The organism is Rhodoferax bucti, from assembly GCF_005876985.1.
In the GTDB taxonomy this organism is placed as follows: domain Bacteria; phylum Pseudomonadota; class Gammaproteobacteria; order Burkholderiales; family Burkholderiaceae_C; genus Allorhodoferax; species Allorhodoferax bucti.
Genome location: NZ_VAHD01000001.1, coordinates 154,721 through 173,747, shown reverse-complemented (window position 1 = coordinate 173,747; position 19,027 = coordinate 154,721). Strand labels below are relative to the sequence as shown.

The 19,027-nt window shown below is 60.2% G+C and carries 16 protein-coding genes; 13 read left to right on the top strand and 3 right to left on the bottom strand.

Annotated elements, in window-relative coordinates:
- The first annotated feature begins 138 nt into the window (after nt 1-138).
- The 4 genes from dusB to FDM28_RS00815 all read left to right on the top strand — a co-directional run bounded on the left by dusB (nt 139) and on the right by FDM28_RS00815 (nt 3,895).
- Nucleotides 139-1,191: a tRNA dihydrouridine synthase DusB gene (gene dusB / locus FDM28_RS00830; RefSeq protein ID WP_138512108.1), complete on the top strand. Its 1,053-nt coding sequence runs from the start codon at nt 139-141 to the stop codon at nt 1,189-1,191.
- Nucleotides 1,188-1,424 carry a Fis family transcriptional regulator gene (locus tag FDM28_RS00825; RefSeq protein ID WP_087496349.1) on the top strand — a complete coding sequence of 79 codons (237 nt, stop codon included), beginning with the start codon at nt 1,188-1,190 and terminating at the stop codon, nt 1,422-1,424. The genes dusB and FDM28_RS00825 overlap by 4 nt, the downstream gene beginning before the upstream one ends.
- A 73-nt stretch (nt 1,425-1,497) precedes the next feature.
- Entirely contained in the window at nt 1,498-3,108 is a 1,611-nt protein-coding gene (gene purH, locus FDM28_RS00820) for a bifunctional phosphoribosylaminoimidazolecarboxamide formyltransferase/IMP cyclohydrolase (RefSeq protein WP_138512106.1), read from the top strand.
- Between the two features lie 193 nt (nt 3,109-3,301).
- Nucleotides 3,302-3,895: an SIS domain-containing protein gene (locus tag FDM28_RS00815; RefSeq protein WP_138512104.1), complete on the top strand. Its 594-nt coding sequence runs from the start codon at nt 3,302-3,304 to the stop codon at nt 3,893-3,895.
- A 78-nt stretch (nt 3,896-3,973) separates the two neighbouring features.
- On the opposite strand, the gene hemL is transcribed toward FDM28_RS00815, so the two are convergent.
- On the bottom strand, nt 3,974-5,275 hold the full coding sequence (gene hemL / locus FDM28_RS00810; RefSeq protein ID WP_138512102.1) for a glutamate-1-semialdehyde 2,1-aminomutase: 1,302 nt from the start codon (nt 5,273-5,275) through the stop codon (nt 3,974-3,976).
- A 14-nt stretch (nt 5,276-5,289) separates the two neighbouring features.
- A complete protein-coding gene (thiD, locus tag FDM28_RS00805; protein ID WP_138512100.1) occupies nt 5,290-6,213 on the bottom strand; it encodes a bifunctional hydroxymethylpyrimidine kinase/phosphomethylpyrimidine kinase in 924 nt (307 codons plus the stop codon).
- A gap of 120 nt (nt 6,214-6,333) precedes the next feature.
- Between thiD and FDM28_RS00800 the strand changes: the two genes are divergently transcribed.
- From FDM28_RS00800 to FDM28_RS00775, 6 genes are all read left to right on the top strand, one after another.
- On the top strand, nt 6,334-6,507 hold the full coding sequence (locus tag FDM28_RS00800; RefSeq protein ID WP_138512098.1) for a rubredoxin: 174 nt from the start codon (nt 6,334-6,336) through the stop codon (nt 6,505-6,507).
- A 65-nt stretch (nt 6,508-6,572) separates the two neighbouring features.
- Nucleotides 6,573-6,971, top strand: a complete 399-nt coding sequence (locus tag FDM28_RS00795) for a response regulator (protein WP_138512096.1) — start codon at nt 6,573-6,575, stop codon at nt 6,969-6,971.
- Nucleotides 6,971-7,336: a response regulator gene (locus tag FDM28_RS00790; RefSeq protein ID WP_138512094.1), complete on the top strand. Its 366-nt coding sequence runs from the start codon at nt 6,971-6,973 to the stop codon at nt 7,334-7,336. The genes FDM28_RS00795 and FDM28_RS00790 overlap by 1 nt, the downstream gene beginning before the upstream one ends.
- 12 nt (nt 7,337-7,348) lie before the next feature.
- Nucleotides 7,349-7,879 (top strand): chemotaxis protein CheW, encoded by a 531-nt coding sequence (locus FDM28_RS00785; RefSeq protein ID WP_138512092.1) that lies wholly within the window; start codon nt 7,349-7,351, stop codon nt 7,877-7,879.
- A gap of 20 nt (nt 7,880-7,899) precedes the next feature.
- Nucleotides 7,900-10,170: a methyl-accepting chemotaxis protein gene (locus FDM28_RS00780; RefSeq protein ID WP_138512090.1), complete on the top strand. Its 2,271-nt coding sequence runs from the start codon at nt 7,900-7,902 to the stop codon at nt 10,168-10,170.
- 57 nt (nt 10,171-10,227) lie between these two features.
- A complete protein-coding gene (locus FDM28_RS00775; protein WP_138512088.1) occupies nt 10,228-16,026 on the top strand; it encodes a hybrid sensor histidine kinase/response regulator in 5,799 nt (1,932 codons plus the stop codon).
- On the opposite strand, the gene FDM28_RS00770 is transcribed toward FDM28_RS00775, so the two are convergent.
- Entirely contained in the window at nt 16,005-17,501 is a 1,497-nt protein-coding gene (locus FDM28_RS00770) for a cryptochrome/photolyase family protein (RefSeq protein WP_138512086.1), read from the bottom strand. The two genes, FDM28_RS00775 and FDM28_RS00770, sit on opposite strands and share 22 nt — an antisense overlap.
- 21 nt (nt 17,502-17,522) lie before the next feature.
- Here FDM28_RS00770 and FDM28_RS00765 point away from each other — a divergent pair, with 21 nt between their 5' ends.
- Genes FDM28_RS00765 through pyrR form a run of 3 tightly spaced genes read left to right on the top strand, consistent with a single transcriptional unit; the run spans nt 17,523 to nt 19,026 of the window.
- Nucleotides 17,523-18,122, top strand: coding sequence for a YqgE/AlgH family protein (locus FDM28_RS00765; protein ID WP_138512084.1), 600 nt, complete (start codon nt 17,523-17,525; stop codon nt 18,120-18,122).
- Nucleotides 18,119-18,532 (top strand): Holliday junction resolvase RuvX, encoded by a 414-nt coding sequence (gene ruvX / locus FDM28_RS00760; protein WP_138512081.1) that lies wholly within the window; start codon nt 18,119-18,121, stop codon nt 18,530-18,532. Before FDM28_RS00765 ends, ruvX begins: the two co-directional genes overlap by 4 nt.
- Nucleotides 18,529-19,026, top strand: a complete 498-nt coding sequence (gene pyrR, locus FDM28_RS00755; RefSeq protein ID WP_138512079.1) for a bifunctional pyr operon transcriptional regulator/uracil phosphoribosyltransferase PyrR — start codon at nt 18,529-18,531, stop codon at nt 19,024-19,026. The genes ruvX and pyrR overlap by 4 nt, the downstream gene beginning before the upstream one ends.
- Nucleotide 19,027 lies beyond the last annotated feature (1 nt).

The following is a 19,027-nucleotide window of genomic DNA, read 5'->3' as shown; positions in this document are numbered from 1 at the left end:
ATAGGGAGACACAGGGGTTGTGCATGGCGTCCTGCACTGCATTTCAATTGCTGAAATTTTGAGCAGTTAGAATAGAGCTTAGGCCTGCAGCAATGCGGGCCTTCACGTTTTCTAACCCTCCCCGTTTTCCATACTCTCATGCACATCGGCCCGTTCGCTCTGGCGAATCACCTCTTTGTTGCCCCCATGGCCGGGGTGACGGACCGGCCTTTCCGCCAGTTGTGCAAGAAGCTGGGTGCGGGCTATGCGGTGAGTGAGATGGTCACGTCGCGTAAAGATTTGTGGAACAGCCTCAAGACCTCGCGCCGCGCCAACCACGACGGCGAGCCCGGCCCGATTGCGGTGCAGATAGCCGGCACCGAGGCAGCCATGATGGCGGAGGCCGCGGTGTACAACATCGACCGCGGCGCGCAGATCATCGATATCAACATGGGTTGCCCCGCCAAAAAGGTGTGCAACAAATGGGCAGGCTCCGCTTTGATGCAAGACGAGCAACTCGCGATTGAGATCGTGGAAGCCGTGGTCAAGGCTTGTGCACCGCGCAATGTACCGGTCACCCTCAAGATGCGCACCGGCTGGTGCCAGGCGGAAAAGAACGCCGTGGTGCTTGCCCGTGCTGCTGAAGCTGCGGGCGTGCAGATGGTGACGGTGCATGGCCGCACCCGCGAGCAAGGCTACAAAGGCCAAGCCGAGTACGACACGATTGCGGCGGTAAAGGCGGCGCTGAAAATTCCGGTGGTCGCCAATGGCGACATCACCACGCCCGAGAAGGCGCGTGACGTGCTGGCCGCCACAGGGGCAGACGCCATCATGATCGGCCGGGCGGCACAGGGCTACCCGTGGATCTTCCGCGAGGTGGCGCACTTTCTGGCCACGGGCACGCATCTTGCGCCACCCTTGGTGAGCGAATTGAAGAGACTGTTGGTCGAGCACCTGCACGACCACTACAGCCTGTATGACGAGTTCATCGGCGTGCGCTCGGCGCGCAAACACATCGGCTGGTACCTGCAGGATTTGCCGGGGGGCGAGGATTTTCGCCAGCGCATGAATCTGTTGGAAGACAGCGTCTCGCAGGTCGCGGCGGTGGAATCGTATTTGGATGAACTTAACGAAAAAATGGACCGCATTCCCGCCCGGGAAACAGCGACCGGTCAGGCAAGGGGACACGACATGATGGAATTGGCAGCATGAGCAAGAAGCACTTGGACGAGTGCGTGCGCACCAGTTTGGAATCGTATTTCGCAGATTTGGATGGCACCGAGCCCGGCGGCATGTATGACATGCTGGTGCGTGCTGTAGAAAAGCCTTTGCTGGAAGTGGTGATGGCGCAGGCCGACAACAACCAGTCCAAGGCCGCGCAGTGGCTGGGTCTGAACCGCAACACCCTGCGCAAGAAATTGGTCGAGCACAAGCTGCTCTCATAAATCACCCGCATCGCTCCTGCGCATGCGCGGGAGCCGGTGAAACGTATTTTTGGTTTTACTTCACTCCCGCACTATGAACGCACAAAAAACTGCACTGCTGTCCGTCTCCGACAAGACCGGCATCGTTGAACTCGCTCAGGCGCTGCACGCTCAAGGCGTCAAGCTCTTGTCCACCGGCGGCACCGCCAAGCTGCTGGCTGACAAGGGTCTGCCCGTGACCGAAGTGGCCGAGATGACCGGCTTCCCCGAGATGTTGGACGGCCGGGTGAAGACGCTGCACCCCCGCGTGCACGGTGGCTTGCTGGCCCGCCGCGACTTCCCCACCCACATGGCCGCACTGGCCGAGCACAACATCAACACCATCGACTTTTTGGTGGTGAACCTGTACCCGTTTGAATCCACGGTCGCCAAGGCCGGTTGCACGCTGGAAGACGCGATCGAGAACATCGACATCGGTGGCCCCGCCATGGTGCGCAGCGCCGCCAAGAATTGGAAAGACGTGGCGGTGCTGACCGACGCAGCCCAGTACGACACGGTGATTGCCGAGCTGAAAGCCAACGGCAAAGTGAGCGACAAGACCAAGCTGGGCCTGTCCATCGCGGCGTTCAACCGCATCAGCCAGTACGACGGTGCCATCAGCGACTACCTGTCTGCCATCCAGATTGGTGATGAAGTGCCCGCTGGCGACAAGGCGCCGGTGCTGGACCTGTTCCCCGGCCAGAGCAACGGCCGTTTCGTCAAAGTGCAAGACCTGCGCTACGGCGAAAACAGCCACCAGCAAGCCGCGCTGTACCGCGACCTGATGCCTGTCCCCGGGTCGCTGGTGACTGCCAAGCAATTGCAGGGCAAAGAGCTGAGCTACAACAACATTGCCGATGCGGACGCCGCGTGGGAGTGTGTGAAGAGCTTTGACACGCCTGCCTGCGTGATCGTCAAGCACGCCAACCCCTGCGGCGTGGCCGTGGGTGCCAACGCCTTGGAGGCCTACAGCAAGGCCTTCCAGACCGATCCCACCAGCGCCTTCGGCGGCATCATTGCGTTGAACACCGAGCTGGACGAAGCGGGTGCCCAGCAAATTTCCAAACAGTTTGTGGAAGTGTTGATGGCCCCCAGCTTCACCCCCGCGGCGTTGGAAGTGTTCAAGAGCAAGGTCAATGTGCGCATTCTGCAAATCGACCTGCTCAAGGGTGGAACGACGGCATGGGACCAGGGCCGCAACCTGATGGACATGAAGCGCATCGGCTCCGGCATCCTGCTGCAAACGGCGGATAACCACGAACTGGCGCTGAGCGACCTCAAGGTCGTGACCACCAAGCAACCGACAGCAGAAGAGTTGAACGACCTGTTGTTCGCATGGAAGGTGGCCAAGTACGTCAAGTCCAACGCCATCGTCTTCTGCAAGGGCGGCATGACCATGGGCGTGGGCGCTGGCCAGATGAGCCGCTTGGACTCAGCCCGCATCGCCTCCATCAAGGCCGGCCACGCCAATCTGTCGCTGGCAGGCACCGTGGTGGCGAGCGACGCCTTCTTCCCCTTCCGCGATGGCTTGGATGTGGTGGTGGACCACGGCGCGACCTGTGTCATTCAGCCCGGCGGCTCCATGCGCGACCAGGAAGTCATTGATGCGGCCAACGAGCGTGGCGTGTCCATGGTGTTCAGCGGCGTGCGCCACTTCCGCCACTAAGCAGCTGGCCGAGTCACTCGCTAGACAAGTCGCCTTCGGGCGGCTTTTTTTGTGTCAAATCGCCCTCTGGCGCATGTTTAATGTGCGCTGGTAGCTATGTATTTCATAGCAAATCACGGGTTGCAAAAGGCGCTGTGGGGACTTGTTCTGTTGATGTATCGCTGCAGCGGGGGATTGGGCGAAAATCGCACCTATGCAACACCACATCACCTCCAGCCTGCAAGAAGCCCACTCCGCTCTGACCAAGCTGCTCGCCAACCCAGCAGCCTTGGCCACTATCGAGCAGGCGGCGCAACTGCTTATCGCCACCTTTGAGAACAAGGGCCGCGTGTATTCCTGCGGCAACGGAGGCTCGATGTGCGATGCCATGCACTTTGCCGAAGAGCTGACCGGCCGCTACCGCAAAGACCGCAAATCGTTGGGCGCTACCGCGATCAGCGACGCCGGTCATCTGACCTGCGTGGGCAACGACCACGGGTACGAGCAGGTGTTTGCCCGCTACGTCGAAGGCCACGGTCGCCCCGGCGACTGTTTGCTGGCACTGAGCACCAGCGGCACTAGCAAGAATGTGATCAAGGCGGCCGAGGCCGCCAAGGCGCAAGGCATGAAGGTCATTATTCTGAGCGGCAAGCGCAGCGAGAAGCTGGAGCCGCTGAGCGATGTGTACATCTGCACCCCCGGCGGCACCTATGCCGACCGCGTGCAGGAGCTGCACATCAAGGTGCTGCATATCCTCATCGAATTGATTGAGCGCCACTTTTTCCCGGAAAACTACTTAGGCGAATAACTCGCGCCATAGCCATCAAAACAAAGGGCTAGAAGTCAAATCGGCTTCCAGCCCTTATCGCCTGTGCGCAAGCAGCTTCTATTTTGATAGCAACTTAAATACGTCGCCTGCCGCCGCCACGGTTTCTGCGATATCTGCATCGGTGTGCGCAGCGCTCATGAAGCCGGCCTCGTACAGCGCCGGGGCGATGTAAACGCCGCGATCCAGCAGGCCGTGGAACAGGGTGTTGAAGCGTGCGTTGTCGGTAGTCATGACCTTGGCGTAGTTTTGCGGCAGTTCTTTGAAGAAGAAAAAGCCGAACATTCCGCCCTCAGAATCGCCGCAGAAGTCGATTCCCGCTTTGTCGGCTTCCTTTTGCAGGCCGCTAATCAGGGACTGGGTCTTTCGGCTCAGGTCGTCGTAAAAGCCAGGCTTGCTGATTTCAGCCAGGGTCGCCAAGCCACAAGCGGTAGCCACCGGGTTGCCGGACAGGGTGCCGGCTTGGTACACCGGGCCCAAAGGAGCTAGTTGCTCCATGATCGCGCGCTTGCCGCCAAAGGCCGCCAAAGGCATGCCGCCGCCGATGACTTTACCCATGACAGTCATGTCGGGCTCGAATCCGGGCAGGCTGCGTGCATAGACCTGCTGGGCGCTGCCGGGTGCGACGCGGAAGCCGGTCATCACCTCGTCAAACACAAACAGGGCGCCGTACTCGGTGCACAGCTCGCGGCAGCGCTTGATGAAAGGCACGCTGGCGCGCACGAAATTCATATTGCCGGCAATCGGCTCGATCATCACGCAGGCCAGCTCTTTGCCGTGCAGGGCGAAGGCTTCTTCTAGTTGCTGGATGTTGTTGTACTCCAGCACCAAGGTGTGCTGCACCACTTCGGGTGGCACGCCGGCGCTGGTGGGGTTGCCAAAGGTGGCCAGGCCGGAACCGGCTTTGACGAGCAGCGCGTCGGCATGGCCGTGGTAGCAGCCTTCAAACTTCAAAATCTTGCTACGGCCTGTGGCGCCGCGAGCTAGGCGGATGGCGCTCATACCGGCCTCGGTGCCGCTACTGACCAGGCGCACCATGTCCATGCTGGGTACCAGTGCCAAGATGGCTTCGGCTAGTTCCACCTCGCGTTCTGTCGGAGCGCCAAAGGAGAAGCCCTCGAGCGCCGCTTTTTGCACCGCTTCCAATACTGCAGGGTGACCATGACCCAGGATCATGGGGCCCCAGGAGCCGATGTAGTCGATGTAGCGCTTGCCGTCGGCGTCCCAAAAGTAGGCGCCTTGGGCGCGCTGCACAAAACGCGGGGTACCGCCAACGGCTTTGAATGCGCGCACGGGGGAGTTCACGCCACCGGGGATTACGCGTTTGGCGCGCTCGAAAAGTTCTAAGTTACGGTCTGTCACAAAATTTCTGCCAGTTAGTGTCGGGTGGAATTGGGAGGGACTTCAAAGTCGGTATCGATGGCGGATAGGGCACCCTCTTCTTCGTCGTCAGGCTCGGGTTGGGCCCAGAACAAGCGGTCGGGTAACACATGGCCCATGCCGGGGCGGAAGCCGTTTTCTAGGCAGCGGTCGAGGTAGCTCAGCGCTTCGGTCACGGCTTCATTCAGCTCGGTGCCACTTGCAATCAGGGCCGCGAGTGCCGCAGAGAGGGTGTCGCCCGCGCCGGTAAAGATCGCCTCAAAGCGCTCGAACTTTTCACTGGACAGCACGCTGGTCGGGGAGGCCAGCACGTTGTCGATGAACTGGTCGGGCAAGGGGATGCCGGTGACCAAGGTATAGGCCACGCCGAACGCGTTGGCTGCCTTGGCAATGTCGCGTGCGGTGGGGCTTTTCTCAGAGCCCCAGTCGGGCAGCAGCCAACGGGAGAGGGTGCTGTGGTTTCCCACCAACAAGGTGGTCTGCGGCAAAAGTAACTCTGTGCAAGCGTCCTGATACAGATCAATCTTGTCTTCTTCCCACCAGGAGAGGTCGGGCATGTAGGTGACGACCGGTACATCCGAGTAGTCGGAGGTCAGTTCTGCGATGGCAGACAGGTTCTCAGGCGTACCCACAAAACCCACCTTGAAGACCTGTACCGGCACATCCTCCAGAATCACACGCGCTTGCTCGGTGACGGCCTCGTCATCGAAGGCAAAGTGGTCCACGATTTCGGTGGTGTCCCGGGCGTAGGCGCCGGTCACCACAGGAAGTGCATGGGCGCCTACGGAGGCAATGGCGGTCAGGTCTGCGGCGGTGCCGGCGCCTCCGCTGGGGTCGTTGGCATTGAAGGCCATGACGCAGCCCACCGGGCCGTCATCGTCGGCGGTGTCGTCCAATTCGGGTGAGGGAGTTGCCGACATCTAGAGGCCTTTATTAGGGTAAGTCATCGTGCAGAATGGCGTTCTTTAGTCGGGCGGCGGTCTTTTGGACAAAACCTGCTCTATACAATCGTTGCATTCTATTTGAAGGCCCTATAAGCTGTGACTGATACTAAAACTTGGATGTGTTTGATTTGCGGTTGGATCTATGACGAGGTCGCCGGCGCGCCCGACCATGGCATTGCAGCCGGCACCTTGTGGGCAGACGTTCCCATGAACTGGACATGCCCCGAGTGCGGCGCTCGCAAAGAAGACTTTGAGATGGTGCAAATCTGATGTCACACACCGGGTGTGAAATTTGCGTGTCCTGACCTTGCACCCCAGCACCGGAGCCAAGCCCCTTGAGCACGACAACACCCACTTTCAAAGTTCTGGTTATTGACGACAGCAACACCATCCGCCGCAGTGCCGAGATTTTTTTGAAGCAAGGCGGGCATGAGGTGCTCTTGGCAGAAGACGGCTTTGATGCTCTGGCCAAGGTCAATGACTACCAGCCGCACCTGATTTTTTGCGACATCCTGATGCCCCGGCTCGATGGGTACCAGACCTGCGCCATCATCAAGCGCAATGCCAAATTTTCTGAGGTTCCCGTGATCATGCTGTCCTCCAAAGACGGCGTGTTCGACAAAGCCCGTGGCCGCATGGTCGGCGCGCAGGACTACCTCACCAAACCATTTACCAAAGACCAACTGTTGCAGGCCGTGCAGCAGTTCGGCACTGTTTCCCAAGGAGCTGCTTGATGGCTATTGAAAAAGTGTTGATCGTGGATGACTCCAAAACCGAGTTGTTGTTTCTGACAGAGTTGCTGCAGAAAAATGGCTTTTTGGTGCGCACGGCTGAAAACGCAGACGAGGCCTTCAAGCGCCTGACGGAAGATCGCCCTCACCTGATTTTGATGGACGTCGTGATGCCGGGCCAAAACGGTTTTCAACTGACCCGCGCGATCAATCGCACCCCTGAGTACGCAGATATCCCGATCATCATGTGCACCAGCAAAAGCCTGGAGACGGACCGCGTCTGGGGTATGCGCCAGGGCGCCAAAGACTATGTGACCAAGCCGGTGGATCCTGCGGAATTGTTCGCAAAAATCAAAGCCCTCGGTTAATTCCGGAACTCCATGGCCAATAGAGACGCACTTCGAGAACTTCAGGCCCGGTTGGCCAGTCGCTTGCAGGCTGCCAAGGCGGAGGGTATGTCCGTGGCATGGTTGGCCGTGCAGGCGGGGGGGCGCAAGTATTTGTTTCCCTTGGGCCAGTCCGGGGAAATTGTTCCCCTGACGCATGTCCAGGTCGTCCCCTATGCACTCACCTGGTTCCGCGGCGTGGTGAATATTCGTGGTGGACTGTTTGGGGTGGTGGACCTCGCCGCATTTATTGACGCAGACGGTGGCGTGCCCCGCTTGATGCCGGCCGCCGCAGATCCCAGTGTGGTGACCTTGAATGGGGTGTTGGAAGTTAACAGCGCTCTGCAGGTCGATGTGCTGTCGGGCTTGCGGGGTGCCGATGCGTTCACTCACTCCCACCCGCCCGAGGAAACCGCCCCCGCGTATTTTGGCAATGTATTCATCGACAGTGCGGGAGAGGAGTGGCAAGAAATCAACTTGCGTACTCTGTCCCAAACCCCTCAATTTTTGAGCATCAGCGCTTAGTTCATTTGTAAGGCCTCACCATGTCCGTTGTTGATCAATTGAAAAACCTGTTCGCGAAAAAGCCGTTGGAGTCGGAGCTGGATTCCCGCTTGAGTCTGGCTATGCCGGATGTGACGCTGGATGGCGCCGACAACGAAACCTTGCAGGTCTCTCAAAATGCGCCACTTCAAACCAGCGTGGCTGGCTTGCAAGGCGGAGACGAGCAGGCGGTTGCGGCAGCGGGGGATTTGATTTCCATTCCCGTGCTGGGCCGGCGTACGGTGGTCGAGCACCAGCGCACGCTGTTCGCGTTGCTGGGTGGTGCGCTGGTGGTGTTGGCTGCGGTGATTTTTGTGGTGCTGAACCAGTCCGATCGCGTAGCCCAGCAGTTGGGTGCAACCGGCCAGTCGCTGATGCAGTCCCAGCGTTTGGCGAAGTCGGTGTCGCAAGCGGTGGTGGGTAGTGCGCAAGCTTTCCCGGATGTGTCCGACAGCTCGGGCATTTTGTCTAAATCTGTTAAGGGATTGCAGTCGGGGGACGACGAGATGCGCATCAACCCCTTGAGCGAAGACTACGCGCCTGAGTTGGGCAAGGTGATTCCTTTGGTCGAGCGTGCAGAGAAGAATGCCAAGGCGGTGCTGGCCCAGCAAAAGATGCTGACCCAAATCGGCTCTGCGCTGCGCCTGATTAACCGCCAATCGTCGGACCTTTTGGAAGTGGCCGAAACAGTCGCCTCCTTGAAGTTGCAGCAAAACGCGCCAGCAGCTGAAATTTCTGCCGTAGGCCAGCTGGTGATGCTGACCCAGCGTATCGGCAAGTCTTCCAACGAGTTTTTGACCGCAGAGGGCGTGAGCCCGGAGGCTGTTTTCTTGTTGGGTAAAGACTTGAATACCTTCAAGGAAATTTCTGAAGCTTTGCTCTCTGGCAGCAGCGAGCTGCGTTTGGCTGCTACCAAGGACCCTGCAACGCGCGAGCAGCTGGAAGCGCTGATTAAGATGTACGAGGAAACACGCGTACAAGCGGGCGCGATCTTGGGTAACTTGCAGGGCTTGGTGTCGGCGCGCGAAGCGCAAGGCGCCATCATCACGGACAGTGAGCCTTTGCGCCGTAATTTGGAAGAGCTGCAGACCAAGCTGTCTGGTCAAGCCGGTATTGGCGGTGTGTGGTTAGCCCTGCTGGTGCTCGCGGCCTTGTTCGCTTTGGTGTGTGCGGGTGGCTTGTCTTACGTGCAGTTGCAGGACAGTCGCAAGCGCCAGGTGCTCGCGGAAGACCAGCGTTTGGAAGCCGAGCGTCAAGAGCAGGAAGCCAAGCGCGTCAACGACGCCAACCAGGCCGCGATTTTGCGTTTGATGAACGAACTGCAAACCGTGGCGGAAGGTGATTTGACCCAAGAAGCCACGGTGACCGAAGACATTACCGGTGCGATTGCCGACTCGGTGAACTACACGGTGGAAGAGCTGCGCTCACTGGTGTCTAACGTGCAAAACACGGCAGCCCGCGTGGCCCAAACCACGGCCGATGTGGATGCCACATCCACCGAACTGCTAGCAGCCTCTAACGAGCAGTTGCACGAAATTCGCGAAACCGGCAAGTCCGTGTTGGACATGGCCGGCCGCATTAACGAAGTGTCTGCCCAAGCGCAAGAGTCTGCTGCGGTCGCGCGGCAGTCGCTGGAGGCTGCGGAGTCTGGTTTGCAGGCGGTGCAAAACGCGATCGGTGGTATGAACTCCATCCGCGACCAGATTCAGGAAACCTCCAAGCGCATCAAGCGACTGGGAGAGTCCTCTCAAGAGATTGGTGAAATTACCGAGCTGATTTCTGACATTACCGAACAAACCAACGTCTTGGCGCTGAACGCTGCCATCCAGGCCGCGTCTGCGGGTGAAGCCGGGCGCGGCTTCTCGGTGGTGGCGGAAGAAGTGCAACGGTTGGCGGAGCGCTCTGCCGACGCGACGCGCCAGATCGCGGCCTTGGTGAAAGCCATTCAGACCGATACCCAGGATGCCATCGGCGCGATGGAGCGCTCCACCCAGGGTGTGGTGGAAGGTGCAAAACTGTCTGACAACGCCGGTACGGCGCTGAGCGAAATTGATCGCGTGTCCCGCAAGGTGGCGGATTTGATTGAGCAGATTTCCAACGCTGCGTCCCGCGAAGCCGGCTTGGCCAACGTTGTGGCCGACAACATTCAGCACATTTTTGCGGTGACTGAGCAGACCGGAGAAGGTACCCGGGCCACCGCCAACCAGGTGCGTGAACTCTCCCGCATGGCGGAGGAGCTGCGTCAGTCCGTTTCCCGATTCAAGATTTCCTGATCGCGTCGCCACCGCACGCCCATTTTCGTCCAGTGACATCCAGGAGAGCCTGAACCCATGTCGTCAAACCCTGTTGCTCCCGGAGACAATGAGCTTTCAATCACGGACCTGGGGCCGCTGGCTTGGGTGCTGGACGAATTGCGCAAGTCGCTTGATGGTGCGACCAAGGCGATGCGGCGTTTTGTGCGTGATGCCGAACTGGCCCGTGGCTCTGACCTGACGGAGCTGGATGCCAGCCATCTACGCATCGCACGGCAGCAATTGCATCAGGCAGTAGGCGCACTGGAAATGGTGGGGCTGGAGGCGCCTGCCAAGATGGTGCGGGCGATGGAGTCCTTGGCCCAAAAATTTGTACAACGCCCTGAGCAATGCAGTGACGATGCCGCGGCTTGCATGGAGCGTGCAAGCTTCGCACTCACCGAGTATTTGGAGGGGGTGCTTAAAGGCAAAACCGCGTCATCAGTGGCGCTATTTCCTCAATACAAAGCGCTGCAGGAGCTGGCGGGTGCTGAGCGTATTCACCCTGCCGATCTGTGGCCGCCAGCATGGCAATGGGTGCCTATTGCGGCGCCGGAAGGGGTGGCGCCACGCGTCATCAGTCCGGATGTACGTCGGGCCATGGACCACGCAGTGTTGCGCTTGGTCAAGTTTCGCGATGTGCGGGCTGCTGCAGAGTTGAAAGAGATGGCGCTTGGATTGGCTGCGGCCTCCACCAGCGTGGAATCCCGTACTTTTTGGATGGTGAGTGCGGCGTATTTCGAGGGAATGGGGCAGCAGCTGTTTGAAGGCGATGTGTATACCAAGCGCGCTGCATCCCGGATATTGCAGCAATACGTTTCTTTGTCCAAGGGACAAGACGCCATCTCGGAGCGACTGGCGCAAGACATCGTATTTTTTTGCTCGCGGGCCATTCCCGCGTCTGCCGATGTGGCGCCTGTACTCTCACGTGTGCGTGAGGCGTACGGCTTGCGCAGCGTCAAACCCGTGGACTATGTGCACGAGCAGTTCGGCCGGTTTGATCCTGCGATGTTGGTGCTGGCTCGCAAGCGCATTGCCGCAGCAGCCGAAACGTGGTCCGCCTTGGCGGGAGGCGATACTAACCGGTTAAAGGCAGCAGCAGAGCAGTTTACTGCCGTGGCGGATGCCGTAACCCGGCTGCACGCTGAGAGTGGTGAGCTGGCCAAGGCACTTTCCCGAACCATTGAATCTACGGTGCGCTCCGGGGATGCGCCATCGCCTGCCGTGGCGATGGAGGTGGCCACTTCCGTCTTGTATCTCGAGGCGGCGTACGAAGATTTAGACCCTACAGACAACCAGCTGGCTGAACGCAGCGCCCGGTTGGCACAGCGGCTGGAGAATGTCACCAATGGTGGCGAGCCGGAGGCCCTGGAGGCCTGGATGGAAGAGCTCTACCGCCGAGTGAGCGACCGCCAGACCATGGGTAGCGTGGTGGATGAGCTGCGCGGTACCTTGGCAGAAGTCGAGAAATCACTGGACCAGTTTTTCCGCGATCCGCGCGACAAGAGCCCGTTGCGGGAAGTTCCTAGCCAATTGGCGCAAATGCGGGGTGTGTTCTCGGTGTTGGGCTTGGACCAACCCTCGTTGGCGGCCCTGCGCATGCGCAGTACCGTAGAGCAGTTCTTGGTCGATGACATTGACGAAGCCAGCGCGCGCAGCGGTGCATTTGAAAAGCTGGGCAACAGTCTGGGCGCCATGGGCTTCCTGATTGACATGCTGAGTTACCAGCGCAATCTGGCGAAAACACTGTTTGTTTACGATGAAGCGTTGGGCGAGTTCAAGCCTTTGATGGGACGTGAGCGCGCGGTGCTGCCGGAGTCTGAGGCGATTGCAGAAGTGAGCGTTCAGGATGATCTGGCTGCTTTGACGGCCGCCATGGGCGCCCCTGCGCCTTCCGAGGCGTCGTCAAGTGCAGTGCCCGAATCCTCCATGCCTGCGCAGGCCGCGGCGCCAGCGGCTGAGGATGACGACAGCGCTGAACTCCAGGATATTTTTCTGGAGGAAGCCCGTGAAGTGCTGGTTCGTGGCCACGAGGCTCTGGATGCGCTGGCGGCAGACCCTTCCAATCTTGCCGACCAAACCACCTTGCGGCGTGCGTTTCACACCCTCAAAGGTAGCTCCCGCATGGTGGGGTTCACCGAGTTTGGTGAGGCCGCATGGTCGTTTGAGCAGTTGCTCAACACGTCGCTGGCGGAGCAGCGTCCGGCGAGTGAAGCCTTGATCGCCACCTCTCGCGAGGCCATGTCAGCCCTGGGGCGCTGGGTCAGCGATATTGCGCAGGGAGATGCATCGCAATGGAATGCTGCGGCCTTCCGCAAAACCGCAGATGCCTTGCGACTGCAAGACCAGTGGATCCCGCTGGAGGTGCCGCACGACGCCGATGCTTTGCAAGAAGCTGCGCCAGAGGCGGCGGACGTTTCTTTGCCCGAAGCTTTGTTGCCCGATGTGTTGCCGGAGGTGGACCTCGAGTCCCATGCAGCAGATTTCGCCTCCACCGAATTGGGGAGTGCCGACCTGCTGGCTGCCGACGCACCCGTGGAGTTCGCTTCCACGCAATTTGGCAGTAGCTTGGATGCCGTGCCCGAGGCGCAGCCAGACTTTGTATCTACGCAAATATTCGACTTTGAACAGACAGTGTCCCTGGATGCGGGGACGCGGCAACCGGCGCCCGAGCCTCAAGAGCCGGAAGCCCTTGATTTAGATGACTTCGATTTTGGTGATTTCGACACCCCGGAGGCTACCTCGCTCGCTCCGCTAGAGACACGACTGGCGGATGTGTATGTGGAGGAGGTCGCTGAGCCACACGCCACGCTGCCCGACGACGAGCCGGCAGGGCCTGCGCTGGAGCTGGACTTCCCGGAGATGCCTGCGCGCGCGTCGGAGCCAGAGTCTGCATCGCCAGAGTTGTCTGTAGCGGATGCTGACGAGGGCATCAAGGTCATTGGTACTTTGCGCATGAGTATTCCGCTCTACAACGTCTACCTGAATGAAGCCGATGAGTGGTCTCGCCGGCTGCAAACCGAGCTGAGCGAGTGGGCGATGGAGTTGCCGCAGCAAGTGCCGGATTCCGTCATCGCGCTGGCGCACTCGTTGTCTGGCAGCTCCGCAACCGTGGGCTTCATGGCGCTCTCGAATATGAGCAAGTCCTTGGAGCTGGCCTTGCAGCATGTGCAGCTGCACCGCCAGGAGACGGCCCAGCATGCGGCAGTTTTTTGTGATGCGGCAGAGGAAATTCGCCGCTTGCTGCACCAGTTCGCTGCGGGTTTTGTGAAAGAGGCGGACTCCGCTCTTCTGCATGATTTGCAGGACATCATCGACACCGAGTTTGCAGTGCCCGTGATGGAGTCGCCCGCTTTGGATGCGGATGTCGATGTGGAAGATATCTTGCCCCCAGAGGAAAGCATTGCTCCGGTGGAAACGGAGGCACTCCCTCTGCCCGCCGAGCTTCCAGTGGCTGCGCCGCTGAGCATTGCAGAGGCACATGACGACGAGATCGATGCTGAGGACCATCTGGACCTTGATTTGCTGCAGATCTTTGAGGAAGAGGCCATGGAGCTCATGCCTCAACTCGGCGCTGCACTGCGGCAATGGGTGGCGAGGCCGGACAACTTGGGTGCGCGCAGTGAGGTGCTCCGCTTGCTGCACACTCTGAAGGGCAGTGCACGCTTGGCAGGTGCTATGCGCATGGGCGAAATGGGTCACCGCATGGAGTCCTCCATCGAGGCACTGGGTGCGGAGAGTCTCCAGTCCGTGCAAGTGGAGCCTTTGCTAGGCCGTTTTGATGCACTGCAGGCAACCTTTGCTGGTTTGGGGCAAGTGGCTGTTGACTCTGCAGACGCCGTGGAAGCGTCGGGGGCGACCGAGCTCACATCCGTAAAAGAGCCGGCTGTTACCCCTGCGTCTGCGGAGCGGACAGCGCCGGTGCGCACCCTGTCGCCGGTACAAACGCCAGCGATCGTGGCACCCCGGGCACAAAGCAATCAGTCGGTGCGGGTGCGTTCGCAGCTTTTGGATCGCCTGGTCAATCAGGCGGGCGAGGTCATGATCACCCGCTCCCGCATGGACGCGCGCTTGGGCCAATTGCGCAGCTCTCTGGGGGAATTGACAGGCAACCTCGACCGCTTGCGCCAGCAGCTTCGCGATGTGGAGTTGCAAGCCGAGTCGCAAATGCAGTCGCGCTTGGCGCAGACCAAAGACTCTGCACAGGCCTTCGACCCGCTGGAATTCGACCGGTTTACCCGTGTCCAAGAGTTGACCCGCATGATGGCCGAGTCGGTGAACGACGTGGCCACGGTGCAGCGCAACCTTCAGCGTACCGTGGAAGGCACTGAGGACGATTTGATTGCCCAAGGCCGCCAAGCGCGAGAGTTGCAGAAAGACCTGTTGCGCACCCGCATGGTGGAGTTCGATGGCATCTCGGGTCGCTTGTACGGCGTGGTCCGCCAAGCGTCCAAAGATACGGGCAAGCAGGTGAAGCTCGACATCTCTGGCGGCTCTATTGAAGTGGACCGCGGTGTGTTGGAGCGTATGGTTCCTGCATTCGAGCACTTGCTGCGCAATGCGGTCGCGCACGGCATTGAGGCCGGTGCGGATCGGGTGGCCGCAGGCAAACCCGCTGTGGGCACGATTGCGATTCACGTCCACCAGGAAAGCAACGATGTATCCGTCAGCTTCAGTGACGACGGTGCCGGCCTTGATGTGGAGCGCATCCGCGACAAGGCTGCCGCCAAGGGCCTGGTTGCTGCAGATGCCACCTTGACGGACTCTGAGGCTGCCAACCTGATTTTTATGCCGGGCTTCTCCACCGTGGATGAAGTCACCGAGCTGGCCGGTCGCGGCATTGGCATGGATGTGGTGCGCGCCGAGGTGAATGCCTTGGGCGGCCGTATCGAAACCCAGACCCAGCCCCAGCAGGGCACCAGCTTCCGTTTGGTGCTGCCGTTGACCACGGCGGTGACGCAGGTGGTGATTCTGCGCATGGGCGAGTTGTCGGTGGGCGTGCCTGCCAACATCATGGAAACCGTGTTGCGGGTGCCTGCGGCGCAGCTACAGGCCGCTTACCAGCAAGATGCGTTTGACTTCGCAGGCGAGCTGGTCCCCTTCTTCTGGGGGGGCTCTTTGCTGCAAGTATCTGCACGCAGTAGCGAAGCGGGTGGCAAAACACTGCCTGTTGCGATCTTCCGCAGCGCGGGGCAGCGCTTGGCCGTGCACATCGACGAAGTCTTGGGCAACCGCGAAGTTGTGGTGAAAAACCTGGGGCCGCAACTTGCACGCCTGCCAGGTTTGGCTGGTATGTCGGTGCTGGCGTCTGGCGCAGTGGTGTTGATTTACAACCCGGTTGCCTTGGCATCGGTGTACGGCGAGCAAGCGCGCGCGCTGGGTGCCCGTGAAGAGGCGCCTGCGGCACAGACTGGCGACGACGCTGCATCTGTGGTGGCATCCAAGCCTGCCGGCGAGCAGCTGCCGCTGGTGCTGGTGGTGGATGACTCCATCACGGTGCGCCGGGTCACGCAGCGTTTGCTCAAGCGAGAGGGCTACCGAGTCGCCTTGGCAAACGACGGTTTGCACGCCCTGGAGAAATTGCAGGAAGAAGTGCCTGCGGTGGTGCTCTCTGACATCGAAATGCCGCGCATGGATGGCTTCGATTTGGCCCGCAACATCCGTGGTGATGCGCGCCTGAAAGACCTGCCCATCATCATGATCACCTCACGGATTGCCGAGAAGCACCGGGAGCATGCCCGCGAGCTGGGGGTCGATCACTACCTGGGCAAGCCTTACTCTGAAGACGAGTTGCTGGGCTTGGTGCGCAGCTACTGCTACGCCGACGCCACAGCCTGAGCGTCAGCGCTCTTTTTGAGGAAGCCATAGCGCGCCAAGGTGCGTGCTCTGGCTTCTTCATGGATCACCACCCGCTCAGGGTAGTTTTGCCCCAAATGCAATCCTGCCGCCGCCAGCTCCATGGGTTTGGCTAACCAGGGCGCATGGATCACCTTGTCAGGCAGCCCCGCCAGTTGTGGCAAGTAGCGCTTGATGAACTTGCCGTGCGCATCAAACTTTTCGCTCTGGGTCACGGGGTTGAAGATGCGGAAGTAGGGTTGCGCATCGCAACCACTGGAGGCCACCCACTGCCAGCCGCCGTTGTTGGCTGACAGGTCAAAGTCATTGAGCTTGAGCGCAAAGTAGCGCTCGCCCCAGCGCCAATCAATGCCCAGATGCTTCACCAGAAAGCTGCCCGCCACCATGCGCAAGCGGTTGTGCATGTAGCCCGTCTGGTTGAGCTGCGCCATGGCCGCGTCCACGATCGGATAGCCGGTTTGCCCATCGCACCAGGCTTGAAAGTACCGCTGCGCTGTCTCACCCGACTCCCATTGAATGGCGTCGTATTCCGGCTTGAAGCTGTCGTGCGCCACATGCGGAAAGTTGGACAAGATTTGAAAGTAAAAATCACGCCATACCAGCTCGGACAGCCAGGTGGCTGCCCCCTCGCTCCCCGCTTGCACCCGCTCCAAGGCCACGCGCACCAAGTGCCGGATTGATACGGTGCCAAACCGCAAATGCACACCCAGATAACTCGGACCCTTCACGCCCGGAAAGTTACGTGCGTCCGCGTAGTGCTCCAGCCGGGGCAAGAAATCGCGGAGCAAAGCAGCGCCCGCATGGGCGCCACCCACCATGCGGAGGTCATGCAGATTCGTTTTTTTGAATCCCAGTGCCTCCAAGGCCGGAAGGGGCGCGGCGCACGCGGGCGGCGGCACCACGAGGCGGGCGGTGTGGTCAGGGGCGGGCGTGTGGGCTTGAACATGCTCGGCTGAGCAGCGCGCCAGCCACGCCCGGTGGTAGGGTGTGAACACGCCATAGGGCTTGCCCATCTGGGTCAAGATTTCACGCTCTTCAAAAATCACCTGGTCTTTCACCAGCACCAGCTGCCCGCCCTGTTGCAGCAAGGCTTGCTGCACCGCTAGGTCACGGGCTATTGCGCTAGGCTCGTAGTCGCGGGCGGCAAACACGGCCTGCACACCGAGCTGTGCGGCCAGTGAGGGAATGGCAGTCTCTGCCGTGGCATGCAGCACCATCAGCGGGCTTTGGGGCAGCTGCCCCAACTGCTGGAGTGCGCTTCCCAAGTCGTGGACTGCATCGTGGATGAATTCCACGCGGCGGTCTTCAGCGGGGAGCAAGTCCAGAATGGGCTTGTCGAACACAAAAACGCAGTACACCGTGCTGCAGGTAGCCAGTGCGCGGGCGAGGGCGGCGTTGTCCTCCGCACGCAAATCGCGACGGAACCAAACGAGGCCTTTGGAGTAGGGGGTGTGCATGTCAGCCGTTAAAATGAAAAGATGTCCGGCGATTCTGCACCTTTCAACCTCACCAATCATTTCTTGATCGCTATGCCCGGACTGGACGATGCCATGTTCGGCAAAAGCGTGGTGTATGTGTGCGAACACTCCGAGCGAGGGGCCCTGGGCTTGGTCATCAACAAGCCGGCAGACATGCCGCTGACCACACTCTTCGAGAAAATTGATTTGCCCCTGCACCGTGAAGATTTGGTGGGGCAGCCTGTGTTTCAGGGCGGACCGGTACAAACCGAGCGTGGCTTTGTGCTGCACGAGTCGGTGGTGGCGGAGGGGCAGAGTAGCGAGGACTCCTTGTATGCCTCCACCATGACCATCCCCGGCGGGCTGGAGATGACCACCTCCAAAGACGTGCTGGAAGCCCTGTCCATGGGCTCCGGTCCCAAGCGCGTGCTGGTATCGATTGGCTATTCCGCATGGAGTCAGGGTCAGCTGGAAACCGAGCTGGGCGAAAACAGCTGGCTCACGGTAGAGGCCGACCAGGCGCTGATTTTTGACACCCCGGTCAACCAGCGCTACGACCGCGCTTTGGGTCTCTTGGGTCTGGAGTCGTGGATGATTTCGCAGCAAGCGGGGCATGCATGAGCGAGGCTGTGCCAGGGGTGCCGCCGGCCTTCACGACATTCATTGCATTCGATTTCGGCTTGAAGCGCACGGGCGTTGCAGTGGGCAACCGGCTGATGCGTACGGCGCAGCCGCAAGGCTCCATCCATGCCGAAGGTAATGCGCGGTTTGATGGCGTGGCCGCCAAGCTCAAAGAGTGGCAGCCCGATGCCATCGTGATCGGCGTGCCCTATCACCCCGATGGCGCCGCGCATGAAAACACTGCGCGCGCCAAAAAGTTCGGGCGCCAGTTGCAAGGGCGATTTGGTCTGCAAGTGTTTGAGGTGGATGAACGCTACAGCACCACCGAGGCGATTGCCAGTGGCGCCAAAGACGCCGATGCGGCGTCTGCCTGCATTATTTTGGAACAATTTTTGAGGAACCTCCCGTGACCACATTGGCTTTGGATGCAGAGGCGCTGTACCGCGAACTCCTGCGCGGCGTACAGCAGTTGTGCAATGCAGATACCCGCTTGGTGGGCATCACCTCCGGCGGCGCTTGGTTGGCCGAGCGCCTGCAGGCGGATCTGAAACTGGCCGGCAAACACGGCACCATCTCCTCTGCCATGCACCGGGACGACTTTGCCAAACGAGGCTTGTCCTCCGGCGGCCAGACCCAGCTGCCCTTTGATGTGAATGGCGCCGACATTCTGGTGCTGGACGATGTGCTCTACACCGGCCGCACCATCCGCGCGGTGATCAACGAGCTGTTTGACTACGGCCGTCCCGCGCAAGTGCGCTTGGCCGTGCTGGTGGACCGGGGCGGGCGGCAGTTGCCCATTCAGGCCGAATTCGCAGCCGCGCGGGTCAGCCTGTCGGCCAACCAGTCTTTGGCCTTGGCGCGCAGCGCTGAGGGCGTGTTTTCTTTTGATGTGCAGGAGGCCTGAG

Excerpts from the sequence above, each read along its gene's own strand:
- dusB (WP_138512108.1), top strand. The coding sequence starts at position 139 with ATGCACATCGGCCCGTTCGCTCTGGCGAATCACCTCTTTGTTGCCCCC.
- FDM28_RS00825 (WP_087496349.1), top strand. The coding sequence starts at position 1,188 with ATGAGCAAGAAGCACTTGGACGAGTGCGTGCGCACCAGTTTGGAATCG.
- purH (WP_138512106.1), top strand. The coding sequence starts at position 1,498 with ATGAACGCACAAAAAACTGCACTGCTGTCCGTCTCCGACAAGACCGGC.
- FDM28_RS00815 (WP_138512104.1), top strand. The coding sequence starts at position 3,302 with ATGCAACACCACATCACCTCCAGCCTGCAAGAAGCCCACTCCGCTCTG.
- thiD (WP_138512100.1), bottom strand. The coding sequence starts at position 6,213 with ATGTCGGCAACTCCCTCACCCGAATTGGACGACACCGCCGACGATGAC.
- FDM28_RS00790 (WP_138512094.1), top strand. The coding sequence starts at position 6,971 with ATGGCTATTGAAAAAGTGTTGATCGTGGATGACTCCAAAACCGAGTTG.
- FDM28_RS00785 (WP_138512092.1), top strand. The coding sequence starts at position 7,349 with ATGGCCAATAGAGACGCACTTCGAGAACTTCAGGCCCGGTTGGCCAGT.
- FDM28_RS00780 (WP_138512090.1), top strand. The coding sequence starts at position 7,900 with ATGTCCGTTGTTGATCAATTGAAAAACCTGTTCGCGAAAAAGCCGTTG.
- FDM28_RS00775 (WP_138512088.1), top strand. The coding sequence starts at position 10,228 with ATGTCGTCAAACCCTGTTGCTCCCGGAGACAATGAGCTTTCAATCACG.
- FDM28_RS00770 (WP_138512086.1), bottom strand. The coding sequence starts at position 17,501 with ATGCACACCCCCTACTCCAAAGGCCTCGTTTGGTTCCGTCGCGATTTG.
- FDM28_RS00765 (WP_138512084.1), top strand. The coding sequence starts at position 17,523 with ATGTCCGGCGATTCTGCACCTTTCAACCTCACCAATCATTTCTTGATC.
- ruvX (WP_138512081.1), top strand. The coding sequence starts at position 18,119 with ATGAGCGAGGCTGTGCCAGGGGTGCCGCCGGCCTTCACGACATTCATT.